Source organism: Bisbaumannia salifodinae (assembly GCF_055388505.1).
The window spans coordinates 2995020-3008502 of sequence record NZ_AP043781.1; the positions used below are offsets into that span (position 1 = coordinate 2995020).

Sequence of the window (13483 nt, forward strand, 5' to 3'; positions counted from 1 at the left end):
CGAATCATCGGGCCCGAGATGGCTACGGCATACTCGGCCCAACTGTAGATGAGGAGTGACCATGGCAAACGCGACGGCAAAGGCCGGCGGTTCCCGCAAGACGGCCTTCCTGATCGCCTTGCTGGTGATTTTGGTGGCGGCGGTGGCGGCGGTGAATGTCTACCTACTGCTGGATCAGCGCGGCGGGGCCCAGGCCAGCGAGGCCGAGGCGGCCCCGGTGGAGGCGCCCAGCCCGATCTTCGTGCGGGTCGACCCCTTCACCGTCAACCTGCAGAGCGAGCGCTACAGCGATCGCCTGCTCTATGTGGGCCTGACCCTCAAGGTGGGCGACGAGACGACCCAGCGGATCATCCAGGAGCACCTGCCCCTGGTGCGCAGCCGCCTGCTGCTGCTGTTCTCCGAGCAGTTCGACGAGGACCTGGTCGCCCCGGGGGGGCGGCAGGCCCTGGCTCAGCAGGTGCTGGCCCTCTTCGATGAGCCCCTGACCGAGCCGCAACCGACTCTCGCGGTGGACGAGGTGCTCTTCACCGAGTTCATCGTGCAATAACCCACAGGCGCATCCGCACCATGTCTCAAGACGATCTGCTCTCGCAGGAAGAAATCGACGCCCTGCTCAAGGGGGTCAGCGGCGAGGAGGACGGCCCCTCGGAAAGCGACGGGGAGTCCTCGCGTGTTCGCCCCTATGACCCGGCCACCCAGCACCGGGTGATTCGCGAGCGACTGCAGGCGCTGGATATCATCAACGAGCGCTTCGCCCGTCAGTTCCGCATGGGGCTGTTCAACCTGATGCGCCGCAGCGCCGATATCACCGTGGGGCCGGTGCGCTACCAGAGCTACAGCGACTTCTCGCGCAACGTGCCGGTACCCACCAATATCAACCTGATCGGCATGAAACCGCTGCGCGGCTCGGCCCTGGTGGTCTTCCCTCCCAGCCTGGTATTCATGGTGGTGGATAACCTCTTCGGCGGCGACGGGCGCTTCGTCACCAAGTCCGAGGGCCGCGAGTTCACCCATACCGAGCAGCGCATCATCCGGCGCATCCTCAACCTGGCCCTGGACAGCTACCAGGAGGCCTGGAAGTCGATCTATCCCCTGGAGATCACCTTCCTGCGCTCGGAGATACAGGCCAAGTTCGCCAATATCACCAACTCGCCCAACGAGATCGTGGTCAACACCAACTTCCACCTGGAGGTGGGCAACCTGGCCAGCGATTTCCAGATCTGCATGCCCTTCTCGATGATCGAGCCGCTGCGCGAGCTGCTGGCCAACCCCATGAGCGACTCCCAGGAGGGCGGCGACCACCAGCTGTGGACCCAGCGCATGGCCGGCGAGCTTCGCCAGTCGGAGGTGGAGCTGGTGGCCGAGTTCACCACCCTGCCCTCGCGCATCGGCGAGGTGCTGTCGCTTCAGGAGGGGGACGTCCTGCCCCTGGAGCTCCCCGACACCGTCACCGCCCATGTCGACGGCGTGCCGGTGATGGAGTGCGACTACGGCAGCCAGAATGGCCAACGCGCCCTGCGCGTCAAGCGCATGATCGACCACCTCTCCCAGCACGTGCCCGCCAAAGACGTCTTCGTCAAGGGCGCCGTGTCGAAAGCCAAGGAAGCCAAGAATGACTGATCCCAACAAGCCCGACGATCAGAAACCCACCGATGACGCCTGGGCGGACGCCATGGCGGAGCAGGAGGCCGGCGAGAGCAAGAGCGACGCCCCGGTCGACGATGCGGATCCCTGGGCCGAGGCGATGGCCGAACAGGAGGCCGCCGAGGGAGGAGACAAGAGCGACGCCGAGGATGCCGATCCCTGGGCCGATGCCCTGGCCGAACAGGCCGAACAGGCCGAGCAGGAGGCCGGCCAGGCCCAGGCCGCCGGAGAGCAGGTCTTCCGCCCCCTGGAGGGTAGTGGCCCCGCCGGCGCGCCCCGGGACCTCGAGATGATCATGGATATCCCGGTCAAGCTCACCGTGGAGCTGGGCCGTACCCGCATCACCATCAAGCAGCTGCTGGAGCTGGCCCAGGGTTCGGTGATCGAGTTGGATGGCCTGGCCGGCGAGCCCATGGATATCCTGATCAACGGCTACCTGATCGCCCAGGGCGAGGTGGTGGTGGTGGATGACAAGTACGGGATCCGCATCACCGAGATCATCACCCCCTCCGAGCGGGTCCAGAAGCTGAACCGATGAGCGACGCCAGCGACACCGCCCTGGCCGGCGGCGAGGCCCTGGTGGGCCTGGCCACCCTGGGCAAGACCGCCGCCGCCCTGGCCCTGGTGCTGGGGCTGATCTTCCTCTCCCGTTACCTGTTGACCCGGCTGGGCCCAAGGCGCCATGCTCAGGCCCTCAATCTCAGGGTGGTGGCCAGCACCCCCCTGGGTCCCAAGGAGCGGGTGGTGGTGGTGGAGGTGGACGACACCTGGCTGGTGCTGGGAGTCGGCGGCGGGCGCATCACCCCCCTTCATCAGTTGCCGGCCAAGCAGGCCACGGCGAGCGAGGCCCTGAGCCAGGGGCTCGGCCATGGGGAGGCGACGGATACCGGCTTCGGCGAACGCTTCGCCGCGGTGCTCAAGCATAACGGTCGCGAGCTGTGGCGGGGGAAGTCGCGGTGAAGGTCCCGTTGAGCCGCTATCGCCTGCTCTCCCTGCTTGGCGTGATCCTGCTGCTCGCCTGGCCGTCCCTGGGCCTGGCCCAGGAGCTGCCGGGCATCACCAGCCGCCCGATGGAGGATGGCGGCCAGCAGTGGTCGCTCTCCCTGCAGACCCTGCTGTTGCTCAGCAGCATGGCCTTCCTGCCGGCCCTGCTGCTGATGATGACCTGCTTCACCCGCATCATCATCGTGCTGAGCCTGCTGCGCATCGCCATGGGCACCCAGTCCACGCCCCCCAACCAGATCCTGCTGGGACTGGCGCTATTTCTGACCTTCTTCGTGATGTCGCCGGTCTTCGGCCAGGTCTATGAGCAGGCCTGGGCGCCGCTGAGTGCCGGCGAGATCAACTTCGACGCCTTCCTGGCCATCGGTGCCGAGCCCTTCCGCGAGTTCATGCTGGGACAGACCCGGGAGCCGGACCTGGCAATGTTCGCCGACCTGGCCGGGGCCGGCCCCTTCCAGGGCCCCGAGGACGTCCCCCTGCAGGTGCTGGTGCCCTCCTTCGTCACCAGCGAGCTGAAGACCGCCTTCCAGATCGGCTTCACCATCTTCATTCCCTTCCTGATCATCGACCTGGTGGTGGCCAGCGTGCTGATGTCGCTGGGCATGATGATGGTGCCGCCGGCGACCATCTCGCTGCCCTTCAAGCTGATGCTCTTCGTGCTGGTGGACGGCTGGCAGCTGATCATCGGCTCGCTGGCGGAGAGTTTCTATATCTAGGCCCTGCCGAGCGCGCGGGCAAGGAGCGACCCATGACCCCCGAAATGGTGATGAGCCTGGCCTACCAGGGCATGCAGGTGACCCTGTGGCTGGCGGCCCCCCTGCTGCTGACCGCCCTCGGTACCGGCCTGCTGGTCAGCCTCTTCCAGGCCGCCACCCAGATCAACGAGATGACCCTCTCCTTTATTCCCAAGATCCTCGGGGTCTTCGCGGTGCTGGTGATCTCCGGCCCCTGGCTGCTCAAGCGCATCACCGACTTTACCCGTGAGCTGTTTACCAGTATCCCGTCGATGATCTCCTAGATGGTCGAGGTCACCTTCGCCCAGCTACAGGCCTGGCTGATCGCCTTCCTGTGGCCCTTTATGCGCATCACCGGCTTCCTGCTGGCCGCCCCCCTATGGGGCCACTCCAGCGTGCCCAACCAGGTGAAGATCGCCTTCGGCGTGCTGGTGACGGTGGCCGCCGCCCCGCTGCTGCCACCCCTGCCCCAGGTGCCGCTGATCTCCTGGGCGAGCCTGGGCATCATGGTGGAGCAGTTGATCATCGGCATCGCCATCGGCCTGGTGATGCAGGTGACCCTGGCGGTGGTACAGGCCACCGGCGAGTTTATCGGCCTCTCCATGGGCTTGGCCTTCGCCACCTTCTTCGACCCCTCCAGCGGCACCAATACCATGGTGCTTTCCCGGGTGCTCTATATGATCACCCTGCTGATGTTCCTGGCCTTCGACGGCCACCTGGTGGTGCTGGAGATCCTGGTGCGCAGCTTCAGCCTGCTGCCCATCGGCCTGCAAGGGCTCAACGCCGGGGCCTTCGAGATGCTGGCCCGCTATGGCGGCACCATCATGGTCTCGGGGATGCTGCTGGCGCTGCCGGTGATGGGCGCCCTGCTGGTGATCAGCCTGTCGCTGGGCATCCTCAACCGCTCGGCGCCCCAGCTCACCGTCTTCAATATCGGCTTCCCCACCTCGCTGACCGTGGGACTCTTCCTGCTGATGATCCTGATGACCGACCTGGGGCGCTTCCTGTCGCGGCTCTTCGCCCAGGGCATCGACTTTATCTATCGGCTGCTCGAGGCCCTGGCGCCGCTGACCTGACGCCTTATCAAAAAAAAGGTTAGCGTGAAGCCACGACATAGCAGATCTCCGGCTTGCCAATGTGGGAGTCCGGATTCCGGACGATTGGCGCCGTCAGGCGCCCTGGTGCTTGCCAGGATCGCCCTTCGGGCGATATCGCGCAGAACCGGGACGCCGGACCGCTGCGCTTGTATGTTTGAAGGAGACTCAGAACGGGCAATAGTGAGAAGGCTTGTCGGGGTGGAGGGACGAGCTGCGCATCTGGCCCTGGTCGGGCACAGACAGTGGGAGACATGGCCCCACCCCACCCACCAAGCGCCGATAAGGAATCCATCGGCTGAGTGCCTCTCAGACCGACGATCTTGGCAAGCCAGCGCTTGGGTGCACCCCGACAAGCCTTTTCAACCTAGCGTGGAGGGCGCGAGATGACAATCCAGACTATCATCGGCATCGACGTCGCCAAGGACGAACTGGTGAGCTATCGGCAGGATACCGACACCGAGGAAGTGCTGGAGAATAACCAGGCCAGCATCAAGCGCTGGCTGCGCTGTCTACCCGCTCACTGCGCCATTGCCATCGAGGCCACCGGTACCTACCACGTGTTGCTGATCAAGCTGGCGTACCAGTACGGCCATACGGTCTACGTCATCGATGGCTACCAACTCAAGCATTACCGGCAAGGCATTGGCGGTCGCGCCAAGACCGACAGCAGCGATGCCCGCCTGTTGGCCCGTTACCTCAGTCGTGAGCAAGAAGCCCTGCGGCCCTGGACCCCGCCACCGCCCGCCTACCGGGCGCTGCAGGTTCTGCTGCGCCGCCGCGCTACCCTCGTCAGGGCCCGGGTGGCGATTCAGCAGAGCTGCGCCGAATTACCGGAATTGAAGGCCCCGCTCAAGCGCCTGGTCGCCCAACTGACGCGCATCGACCAGGTCATCCAGGCCCGCCTGCGGGCCATCGTACGCGAGGCTGGGCTCAGCCAGCACGTCGCCCGTTGCCAGGCCATGGAGGGAGTTGGCTCTCTGACGGCGACGGCCCTGGTAATGGCCTTCCTGCGCGGGGAGTTTCGTCACAGCGATGCCTTCGTGGCGTTCCTGGGGCTGGATGTCCGCGTGCGTGACTCGGGAACGCAACGCGGCCGACGTAAATTGACCAAGCAAGGCGATCCCGAAGTGCGCCGTCTGCTGTATAACGCGGCCATGTCGGCCAGCCGTCAGCCGGCTTGGCAAGCGACCTATCAGGGCTATCTGGCCCGCGGGCTCAAGACTACCCAAGCGCTGGTGATCATCGCTCGGAAACTGGCCCGCATCGCGTTTTCGCTGATGAAGCATGAGGAGGATTATCGCCCCCCAACCACGGTGGCGGCTTGAGGGGCAACATAGAATCTCCCACCATGGTGTTCACGCCAGAGTGCGATGAACAAAAAAGGGCCGCCCTTGAGGGGCGGCCCTTTTGCCTTGAGCAGGACCTACATAAGGTCGAAGAGCGAGATGCCCTGGATATCGACGAAGGCCTTCTGGGCCGCTTGCAGCCCCACCTGGCGCAGGCTGTAGTCGGCGGCGGCCTCCACATAGTCGAGATCGACCAGGTCGGAGAGGGTCTGCTCGTAGTTGAGCATGCGGTTGCCGGCCACGCTGTCCACCACCTCCAGCTCGTTGAGCCGTGCCCCCACCGAGGCCCGCACGGTGAGGATATTGTCCTGGGCGTTATCCAGCTCACGTAGGCCAGTATTGAGGGTATTGCGCAGCGCCGCTTTCTTGGCCGGAGTATCGGCGGGCTCCTCCAGCACGGCGATGGCGTTCTCCAGGGTGCGGAACAGGTCGGGCTCCATCTCGGTGGCCCGCCCCAGGGTCAGCTCGTCCCCGTCGGCGGGCGTGCCTTCGAGCTCCACCGCCATCCCCGCCACCTCGATACGCAGCCCCTCGCTGTAGGCCCCCGTCTGCACGCTGGCGCCTCCGGCATCGAAGATCTCGTAGTCGAAGCCCCCGGCACCATCATCGCTGAAGACGATGCGGTGCGCCTCGCCATAGGCGGGATCGGAGAGGTCCGTGGTCAGGGGCGAGCCATAGGTGACATTGCCCGCATTGCCGCCGTCCGCCTTGGCCAGCAGGTCGGCGCTGGCGTGCACGCTCTGGAAGATATCGGCGCCGCTATCGGTGACCGGCATCTTGCGGGAGGCGTCGATCTGCTGCTCGCGATTGCGGGTGTCGCCCTCGTACTGCACCTGGCCACCGGCGTCCTTGGCGAAGGGCGGCGCATTGTCCCGGTAGCCGCCGAACAGGTAGCGGCCGTTGCCGTCGGTGCTGTTGGCCTGGCCCAGCAGGGACTCGTAGAGCCCCTTGAGCTCGCTGGCCACGGAGTTGCGATCCACGTCGCCCAGGGTATCGCTGGAGGCCTGCAACAGCAGGGTCTTGGCCCGGGTGATGCCGTCGCTGGCGCTGTTGAGCACGCTCTCGCTCTGGGACAGCGCATTGCGGGCGCTGACCCGGGCATCCATATACTGCTGGGTCACCGCCTTGGCCTGATCGACGCCCACGGCGCGGGACGCCGCCTGGGGGTCGTCGGAGGGCTTGCTGACCCGCTTGCCGCTGGCGATCTGCTGGCCGATCTCCAGGAAGGCGCCCTGCTGGCGGTTGAGGCTGTTGACGTTCTGCTGGAACAGGGTCTGGGTACTGATACGCATGGGAAGTCCTCGCCGCCTTAGCTACGCAAGTTGAGCAGGGTGTCGATAATGGTGGTGCCGGTCTCGATCACCTTGGCGTTGGCCATATAGTACTGCTGATAGCGCATCAGGTTGGCGGCCTCCTCGTCCAGGTTGACCCCGGACTCGGACTGCTGCACCGCGCTGAGCTGATCGGTCAGCCCCTGCTGGGCCTCGGCATTGACCTTGACGATATTGGTGCGATTGCCCACGTCGCTGACCAGGGCGCCATAGGCCTGGTTGAGGGTCGCGCCGCCGCCCACCACCGGCTTGTCCTGCAGCTCCTGCAGGGCCAGGGCATTGCGGTTATCGCCGCTGAAGTCCTCTTCGCCGGCGGCGATCTTTGAGGTATCGGCGATCAGGTTGTCCATGCCCCCGGCGGCGCCCTTGAGGGGCTGCACGTTGAAGCGGTCGCCGGCACCGGGGGGACCGTTCTGGACGGTGATCTCCAGGCCGCCGAAGGAGAGCACGCCGCCGGTCAGGTCGACGTCGGCGGGATCCAGGGTCTCGCCGGTATCCTGGCGGGTCACCACGTAATCGGCGCCGTCATAGACCACGTCGTAACCGGTGGCGGCCAGGTTGGTCAGGTCGCCGGGGCCGCCCACCGGATCGCTATAGGTGCCGAAGGCCGGCTCCAGGTAGGCGGCGCTGGCGTTATCGTCGTGACGGTAGGCCTGGGGCTGGCCGAGGCCGAACATATCCCCGCCGGCATCGCCGTTGAGGTCGATGCCCTTGCCGTGCTGGACGTTGAAGGCCTCGGCCAGGGAGACCGCCATCTGGCCCAGCTGGTTCTGCACCCGATCCAGGCTCTCGGCTCGGAAGGTCATGATGCCGCCCAGGGTGCCGCCCTGAATCACGTCCTCCGCGAGGATCACCCGATTGCCGGCGGCGTCCCGGTAGCCCACCACGGTGCGCTCCGGATCGTCGGGGGCGGCCACCGCCTCCAGCGTGAAGGCCTGGGTCCCCGCCACCAGCGGCTGGCCATTGGGCAGGCTGACGTTATAGCTCTTGCCATCCTGGATTTGGAGGCGCAGGTCGAGGCGCTCGCTCATCTCGTGGACCAGGTGGTCGCGCTGGTTGAGCAGGCTATTGGGCGCCTCGCCGCTGCGCGCCCGGGCCAGAGCGATCTCGCGGTTGAGGTAGGCCAGTTCTTCGGTGGCGTTGTTGATCTGGGTGATCTCGTCGCGGATCAGGCCATTGACGCCCCCCTGCAAATCCTCGAGGTAGCCGTCGAAGGAGCGGAACTGGGCGCTCAGGGTATCGGCGGTGCCGATCATCCCTTGGCGGGCCGCCGGGTCGGAGGGGGCCCCGGCCAGATCCTCCAGCGACGAGAAGAAGTTCTGCATCAGCGGCGCCAGGCCGGCGTCGCGATCGGCCAGCAGGCTGTCGATCTGGCTGATCTGGCCCTGGTAGGTGTTGAGCGCCGAGGACTTGCTGGTGGCGGCATTGAGCTGCCCCGCCACGTACTGGTTGAACTGGCGCTGGATATCCTGCACCTGGACGCCGCCGCTGCCGCCGCGCCCCTCGCCGAGGAGGGTCAGCTCCCGGTTATAGCCCGGGGTGTAGACATTGGTGATGTTGTTGCCGGTGGTGGCCAGGGCGTTCTGGGCGGCATTGAGGCCGCTGACCCCGATGGAAAACAGGCTCATCCTTCGCTTCCCTTGAAGATGTTGGTTTTCTTATCGGCCGTGCCGCGACTAACTTTAGGTTCATCGCAGATCAGCGTGAAGCCATGACATGGCAGAGCCTCGGCTTGCTATTGTGGGAGTTTGGCTCTGCCGAACGATTGGCGCCGTCAGGCGCCTTGGGGCTCGCCAGGATCGCCCTGCGGGCGATATCGCGCGGAATCCGCGCTCCCACAATAGGATTCACGCCAGAGTGCGAAGAACCAAACTTTAGGTCCGGCCTGGCTAGGTCCGGCCTGGCGAGGTCCGGCCTGGCTAGGCCCGGGCCGGCTTAACGGCTGGCCAGCTGCGGCCCCTCGGGCAGCGGCCCCAGGGTGTCCATGATACTGATCAGCTTGTCGGCATACTGGGGGTCGGTGGCATAGCCGCCGGCCTGCAGGGCGTGGGCCGCCTGGCGGGCATTCCCCGCCGCCGTGACCCCGGCATAGCGGGGGTTGTCGCCGATCAACCGCGCATAGTCGGTAAAGGCCTCGGCGTAGGAGCCATAGACCCGGAAGCGGTCGCTGATGCGGGTGCGCTGGCCATCAATATACTCGTGGGTGACGATCTCGGTGGTCTCGCCCCGCCAGTATCGCCCGGCCTTGATGCCGAAGAGGTTATGGCTCTCGCCGCCATCCCGGGTGGGAATGCCGCGGCGCCCCCAGCCGGTCTCCAGCGCCGCCTGGGCCAGGATCAGCTCGGCGGGCACCCCGCTGGCCTCGCTGGCACGGTGGGCCGGCTCGGCCAGGCGCTCGACAAAGGCCTGCACATGCTCGGCCCGCTCGCCGCTAGCGGCCGGCACGGCGGGCGACGGCGCCGGGGCCTCGCTCCGCACTGACTCATCGCCGGCCGCCGGGCGGGCCGCCAGGGCCTGCATAAAGTCGGCGGGGGCCTGCTCGCCGATCGCCGCCAGGGGCCGCGGCGTGCCCCGCGGAATGCCGGCGATCAGCTCGCTTTCTCGCTCGTTCGGCGCCACCGATCCCAGGTGCCCCTCCAGCTGACGCACCAGCTCCTCGGCCAGGCCCATGCCGCCGCCCCGGGCGCTCAGGTGCTGGGCCAGCTGCTGGTCATGCAGCTCGGTATAGAAGCGGGTCTGCTGACTGTTCATCAGGTCGCTTTCGGGAATGGCGGCGCGCATGCTCTTGAGCATGCGCTGCAGGAACAGCGCCTCGAACTGCTGGGCGGCCCCCTCGAGGCCGGCCCGCTCGTCCTGGCGGGCGGTGTGACGCAGGCGTTGGATGCCCTGCACATCCAGGGCGAACTGGCCGGAGAGCTCGTTGGCGCTCATTAGAGGATCTCCAGTTCGGCGCGCAGGGAACCGGCGGCCTTCAGGGCCTCGAGGATCGACATCAGGTCCTGGGGCGTGGCGCCCAGGGCATTGAGGGCATTGACCACCTCGGTGAGGTCGGCGCCCTCCACCACCCGCAGGTAGGCGTCCTGCTCCTGAACGCGGATCTCGGTGTCCGGCACCACCACCGTGTCCCCCTCGCCGAAGGGCGCCGGCTGGCTGACCTGGAACTGGGTATCGATGGTGATGGAGAGGTTGCCGTGGGCCACGGCGGCGCGGTGCAGCCGCACGGCGCCATTGAGCACCACCGAGCCGGTGCGCGAGTTGACCACCACCCGCGCCGGGGCCTCGGTGGGCGTCACGTCCAGGCTCTCGACCCGGGCCATGAAGCCGACCCGGGCATTGGCATCCAGGGGGCCATCCAGGGCGATCACCCGGCCGTCCCGGGCCGAGGCCACCACGCGACCGAATTCGCGATTGATGGCCGCCACCACCCGCTGGGCGGTACCGAAGTCGGCCTCCTCGAGCTCCAGTTCCAGCAGGCCGCCGTTGGCGCCCAGGTTGAGGGGCACCTCGCGCTCCACCATGGCGCCGCCGGCGATCCGCCCGCTGGCCTGGTGATTGACCTGCACCGAGCTGCCCCCGGCCTCGGCGCCGGCGCCACTCACCAGCAGATTGCCCTGGGCGATGGCGTAGGTGTCGCCGTCGGCGCCCTTGAGGGGGGACATCAGCAGGGTGCCGCCGCGCAGGCTGCGGGCATTACCCACCGAGGAGACCACCACATCGAGGCGCTGCCCCGGCCGCGAAAAGGGCGGCAGGTCGGCGGTGACCATCACCGCCGCCACGTTGCGCAGCTGCATATTGGTCCCCGGCGGCACCGTGACGCCGAGCTGGGAGAGCATATTGGTCAGGCTCTGGCCGGTGAAGGGCGCCTGCATGGTCTGGTCGCCGGTGCCGTCCAGACCCACCACCAGGCCATAGCCCACCAGGACGTTGTCGCGCACCCCGGCGAAGTTGGCCAGCTCGCGGATGCGTTCGGCCTGGGCCGGCAGGGCCAGCAGCCACAGCAGCCACAGCAGCCCCAGGGTCAGCAGGCGGAGGGCGAGTCGCGGTAGCGGTCGGGTCGGGGTCATCATAGGGGCGGCCCGTCAGAAGGGTGAAATATTCAGGAAGAAGCGCTGCAGCCAGCCCATGTGCTGGGCCTCGTTGATATAGCCGTCGCCCACGTACTCGATGCGGGCATCGGCCACCTGGGTGGAGGGCACGCTGTTCTGGGCGGTGATGGTGCGCGGGTTGACCACCCCGGAGAAGCGGATGAACTCGGTGCCCTGGTTGATGGCGATCTGCTTCTCGCCGCGCACCCGCAGGTTGCCGTTGTTCATCACCTCCAGCACCGACACCGTGATGGTGCCGGTAAAGGAGTTGTTGGCCTGGGAGCCGCCGCCGCCCTCGAAATCGCTGGCCCCCGAGAGGTCGAAGCCGTACTCGGCGAGGGTCTCCAGGGCGTCGGGCAGGGTATCGAGCTCGAGACTCGCCGAGCCGTTGCGGTCGGCGTTGGTCCGGGCGTTCTTGCTGGCGCTGACCTCTTCGTCCAGCACGATGGTGAGGATGTCCCCCACCACGCGCGGGCGACGATCCTCGAACAGCGGCTGATAGCCGCGGCGCTCCTGGTAGATGGAGCCGTTGGCCACCGGCGCCGGGCGGTCGGGAATACTGATCTGCTCCTGCTCCCCCACCACCGAAGCGCGGGGAATCTGGGCGCAGCCGGCCAGGGCCAGCAGCGCCAGGGCGAGCAGGACCGGGCCGAGGTGTCGCATCGTGGCTCCCATGGCGTCAAGGATCCTTAGAGCTGGGCCAGGCGGGCCAGCATCTCGTCGCTGGTCTGCACCGCCTTGCTGTTGATCTCGTAGGCCCGCTGGGTCTGGATCATGCTGACCATCTCCTCCACCACATTGACGTTGGAGGTCTCCACATAGCCCTGCATCAGGGTGCCGGTGCCGTTCATCCCCGGCAGGTTCTCGTTGCGCGGGCCGGAAGCGGTGGTCTCGCGATAGAGGTTGCCGCCGATGCTCTCCAGGCCGGTGGGATTGACGAAGGAGGAGAGGGAGATCTGCCCCACCTCCTGGCTCTGGGAATCGCCGGGCACCCGCACGCTGACGATGCCATCCTCACCGATGGAGATCGACAGGGCGTTCTGGGGAATGATGATCGCCGGCTCCACGGGGTAACCATTGGCGGTGACCATCTGGCCGTTCTGGTCCAGTTGGAAGCTACCGTCCCGGGTATAGCCGGTGGTGCCGTCCGGCATCAGCACCTGGAAGAAACCGTTGCCCTCGATGGCCAGGTCCCGGGAGTTACCGGTAGCCTCGAGCCCGCCCTGATTGTGCAGGCGTTCGGTGGCCACCGGGCGCACCCCGGTGCCCACCTGCATACCGGAGGGCAGGCGGTTCTGGATGTCGTTGTTGGCGCCGGGCTGGCGCAGGTTCTGGTAGAGCAGGTCCTCGAACACCGCCCGAGAGCGCTTGAAGCCGTTGGTGCCGACGTTGGCCAGGTTGTTGGAGATCACGTCCATCTGGACCTGCTGGGATTCCAGGCCGGTCTTGGCGGTCCACAGTGAAGAAATCATCGTTGTGTCGTCCTTAGTATCCGGTTAGCCCTGCAGGGAGAGCAGGCTGTTGGCACGCTGGGCATTCTCGTCGGCGGTACTGATCACCTTCATCTGCATCTCGTAACGCCGCGCCACGTCGATCATCGAGACCATGGACTCGATGGCACTGACGTTGCTGCCCTCCAGGGTGCCGCTGGCCAGGCGCACGGCCTCGTCCTGGGGCAGCGCCCCGGCGGGGGCCCGGAAGAGGCCGTCGTCGCCGCGCACCAGTGGCGCCTCGCCGGGGTCGACCAGCTTGATGCGCCCCACGTCCACCAGGGCATCCGCCTGCTGGCCCTCGCCGATGGCGCTGACGGTACCATCGGCGCCCATGGAGAGCCGGGCCCCCAGGGGCACCACCATGGGGCCACCATCGCCGATCACCGGGTGGCCGGCGATGCGCAGCACGCCGTCGCCGTCGACCTGGATATCGCCGCGGCGGGTATAGGCCTCGGTGCCGTCCGGGGCCTGCACCGCCAGCCAGCCGTTCCCCTCGATGGCCACGTCCAGGTCACGCCCGGTGGTGCTTATGGGCCCCGGCGAAAAGTCGGCCCCCGGGGTGGTGGCGGCCACCGACACCCGGGTCGGCAGCGCGCCATCGCCCTGCACCGGCACCGCGCGCATGGCGTGCAGTTGGGCGCGGAAGCCGCTGGTACCGGCATTGGCCAGGTTGTGGCTGACCACCGACTGCTGGTCCATGCTCTGCTTGGCGCCGCTCATGGCGGTATAGAGGATACGGTCCATGTCTCAG

15 protein-coding genes are annotated in these 13483 nt (G+C 66.9%); 8 read left to right on the forward strand and 7 right to left on the reverse strand.

Translation table 11 applies throughout. The features are described 5' to 3' along the window. Window positions 1–61: 61 nt before the first annotated feature. The 8 genes from fliL to ACZ5EF_RS14080 all read left to right on the forward strand — a co-directional run bounded on the left by fliL (window position 62) and on the right by ACZ5EF_RS14080 (window position 5802). Complete coding sequence (fliL, locus tag ACZ5EF_RS14045; protein WP_346063289.1) at window positions 62–547, forward strand: flagellar basal body-associated protein FliL; 486 nt, start codon at window positions 62–64, stop codon at window positions 545–547. A 20-nt stretch (window positions 548–567) separates the two neighbouring features. Next, window positions 568–1620: a flagellar motor switch protein FliM gene (gene fliM / locus ACZ5EF_RS14050; protein ID WP_346063288.1), complete on the forward strand. Its 1053-nt coding sequence runs from the start codon at window positions 568–570 to the stop codon at window positions 1618–1620. Next, the gene (fliN, locus tag ACZ5EF_RS14055; protein ID WP_346063287.1) at window positions 1613–2182 is read left to right on the forward strand and encodes a flagellar motor switch protein FliN; all 570 of its coding nucleotides are present in this window, start codon (window positions 1613–1615) and stop codon (window positions 2180–2182) included. Before fliM ends, fliN begins: the two co-directional genes overlap by 8 nt. Continuing rightward, complete coding sequence (gene fliO / locus ACZ5EF_RS14060; RefSeq protein ID WP_346063286.1) at window positions 2179–2604, forward strand: flagellar biosynthetic protein FliO; 426 nt, start codon at window positions 2179–2181, stop codon at window positions 2602–2604. The genes fliN and fliO overlap by 4 nt, the downstream gene beginning before the upstream one ends. After that, entirely contained in the window at window positions 2601–3362 is a 762-nt protein-coding gene (gene fliP / locus ACZ5EF_RS14065) for a flagellar type III secretion system pore protein FliP (RefSeq protein WP_379730076.1), read from the forward strand. Before fliO ends, fliP begins: the two co-directional genes overlap by 4 nt. Before the next feature lie 32 nt (window positions 3363–3394). Next, window positions 3395–3664: a flagellar biosynthesis protein FliQ gene (fliQ, locus tag ACZ5EF_RS14070; RefSeq protein ID WP_346063285.1), complete on the forward strand. Its 270-nt coding sequence runs from the start codon at window positions 3395–3397 to the stop codon at window positions 3662–3664. Further along, window positions 3665–4456 carry a flagellar biosynthetic protein FliR gene (gene fliR, locus ACZ5EF_RS14075; protein ID WP_346063284.1) on the forward strand — a complete coding sequence of 264 codons (792 nt, stop codon included), beginning with the start codon at window positions 3665–3667 and terminating at the stop codon, window positions 4454–4456. It begins immediately after the preceding gene. A 404-nt stretch (window positions 4457–4860) separates the two neighbouring features. Continuing rightward, window positions 4861–5802: an IS110 family transposase gene (locus ACZ5EF_RS14080; RefSeq protein WP_464122188.1), complete on the forward strand. Its 942-nt coding sequence runs from the start codon at window positions 4861–4863 to the stop codon at window positions 5800–5802. Between the two features lie 98 nt (window positions 5803–5900). On the opposite strand, the gene flgL is transcribed toward ACZ5EF_RS14080, so the two are convergent. The 7 genes from flgL to ACZ5EF_RS14115 all read right to left on the reverse strand — a co-directional run bounded on the left by flgL (window position 5901) and on the right by ACZ5EF_RS14115 (window position 13476). Continuing rightward, complete coding sequence (gene flgL, locus ACZ5EF_RS14085; RefSeq protein WP_346061283.1) at window positions 5901–7115, reverse strand: flagellar hook-associated protein FlgL; 1215 nt, start codon at window positions 7113–7115, stop codon at window positions 5901–5903. Between the two features lie 17 nt (window positions 7116–7132). Next, window positions 7133–8782 (reverse strand): flagellar hook-associated protein FlgK, encoded by a 1650-nt coding sequence (gene flgK, locus ACZ5EF_RS14090; protein ID WP_346061282.1) that lies wholly within the window; start codon window positions 8780–8782, stop codon window positions 7133–7135. A gap of 307 nt (window positions 8783–9089) precedes the next feature. After that, window positions 9090–10085 carry a flagellar assembly peptidoglycan hydrolase FlgJ gene (flgJ, locus tag ACZ5EF_RS14095; protein WP_346061281.1) on the reverse strand — a complete coding sequence of 332 codons (996 nt, stop codon included), beginning with the start codon at window positions 10083–10085 and terminating at the stop codon, window positions 9090–9092. Then, window positions 10085–11221 carry a flagellar basal body P-ring protein FlgI gene (locus ACZ5EF_RS14100; RefSeq protein ID WP_346061280.1) on the reverse strand — a complete coding sequence of 379 codons (1137 nt, stop codon included), beginning with the start codon at window positions 11219–11221 and terminating at the stop codon, window positions 10085–10087. The genes flgJ and ACZ5EF_RS14100 overlap by 1 nt, the downstream gene beginning before the upstream one ends. A gap of 12 nt (window positions 11222–11233) precedes the next feature. Continuing rightward, the gene (locus tag ACZ5EF_RS14105; protein ID WP_346061279.1) at window positions 11234–11902 is read right to left on the reverse strand and encodes a flagellar basal body L-ring protein FlgH; all 669 of its coding nucleotides are present in this window, start codon (window positions 11900–11902) and stop codon (window positions 11234–11236) included. A gap of 26 nt (window positions 11903–11928) precedes the next feature. Continuing rightward, complete coding sequence (gene flgG / locus ACZ5EF_RS14110; RefSeq protein WP_346061278.1) at window positions 11929–12711, reverse strand: flagellar basal-body rod protein FlgG; 783 nt, start codon at window positions 12709–12711, stop codon at window positions 11929–11931. A 24-nt stretch (window positions 12712–12735) separates the two neighbouring features. Continuing rightward, a complete protein-coding gene (locus ACZ5EF_RS14115; RefSeq protein ID WP_346061277.1) occupies window positions 12736–13476 on the reverse strand; it encodes a flagellar basal body rod protein FlgF in 741 nt (246 codons plus the stop codon). Window positions 13477–13483 lie beyond the last annotated feature (7 nt).

Coding starts and splice junctions, on each gene's coding strand:
- fliL (WP_346063289.1), top strand. CDS start 62: ATGGCAAACGCGACGGCAAAGGCCGGCGGTTCCCGCAAGACGGCCTTC.
- flgK (WP_346061282.1), bottom strand. CDS start 8,782: ATGAGCCTGTTTTCCATCGGGGTCAGCGGCCTCAATGCCGCCCAGAAC.
- fliQ (WP_346063285.1), top strand. CDS start 3,395: ATGACCCCCGAAATGGTGATGAGCCTGGCCTACCAGGGCATGCAGGTG.
- fliM (WP_346063288.1), top strand. CDS start 568: ATGTCTCAAGACGATCTGCTCTCGCAGGAAGAAATCGACGCCCTGCTC.
- fliR (WP_346063284.1), top strand. CDS start 3,665: ATGGTCGAGGTCACCTTCGCCCAGCTACAGGCCTGGCTGATCGCCTTC.
- fliN (WP_346063287.1), top strand. CDS start 1,613: ATGACTGATCCCAACAAGCCCGACGATCAGAAACCCACCGATGACGCC.
- ACZ5EF_RS14100 (WP_346061280.1), bottom strand. CDS start 11,221: ATGATGACCCCGACCCGACCGCTACCGCGACTCGCCCTCCGCCTGCTG.
- flgJ (WP_346061281.1), bottom strand. CDS start 10,085: ATGAGCGCCAACGAGCTCTCCGGCCAGTTCGCCCTGGATGTGCAGGGC.
- ACZ5EF_RS14080 (WP_464122188.1), top strand. CDS start 4,861: ATGACAATCCAGACTATCATCGGCATCGACGTCGCCAAGGACGAACTG.
- flgG (WP_346061278.1), bottom strand. CDS start 12,711: ATGATTTCTTCACTGTGGACCGCCAAGACCGGCCTGGAATCCCAGCAG.
- fliO (WP_346063286.1), top strand. CDS start 2,179: ATGAGCGACGCCAGCGACACCGCCCTGGCCGGCGGCGAGGCCCTGGTG.
- flgL (WP_346061283.1), bottom strand. CDS start 7,115: ATGCGTATCAGTACCCAGACCCTGTTCCAGCAGAACGTCAACAGCCTC.
- ACZ5EF_RS14115 (WP_346061277.1), bottom strand. CDS start 13,476: ATGGACCGTATCCTCTATACCGCCATGAGCGGCGCCAAGCAGAGCATG.
- ACZ5EF_RS14105 (WP_346061279.1), bottom strand. CDS start 11,902: ATGCGACACCTCGGCCCGGTCCTGCTCGCCCTGGCGCTGCTGGCCCTG.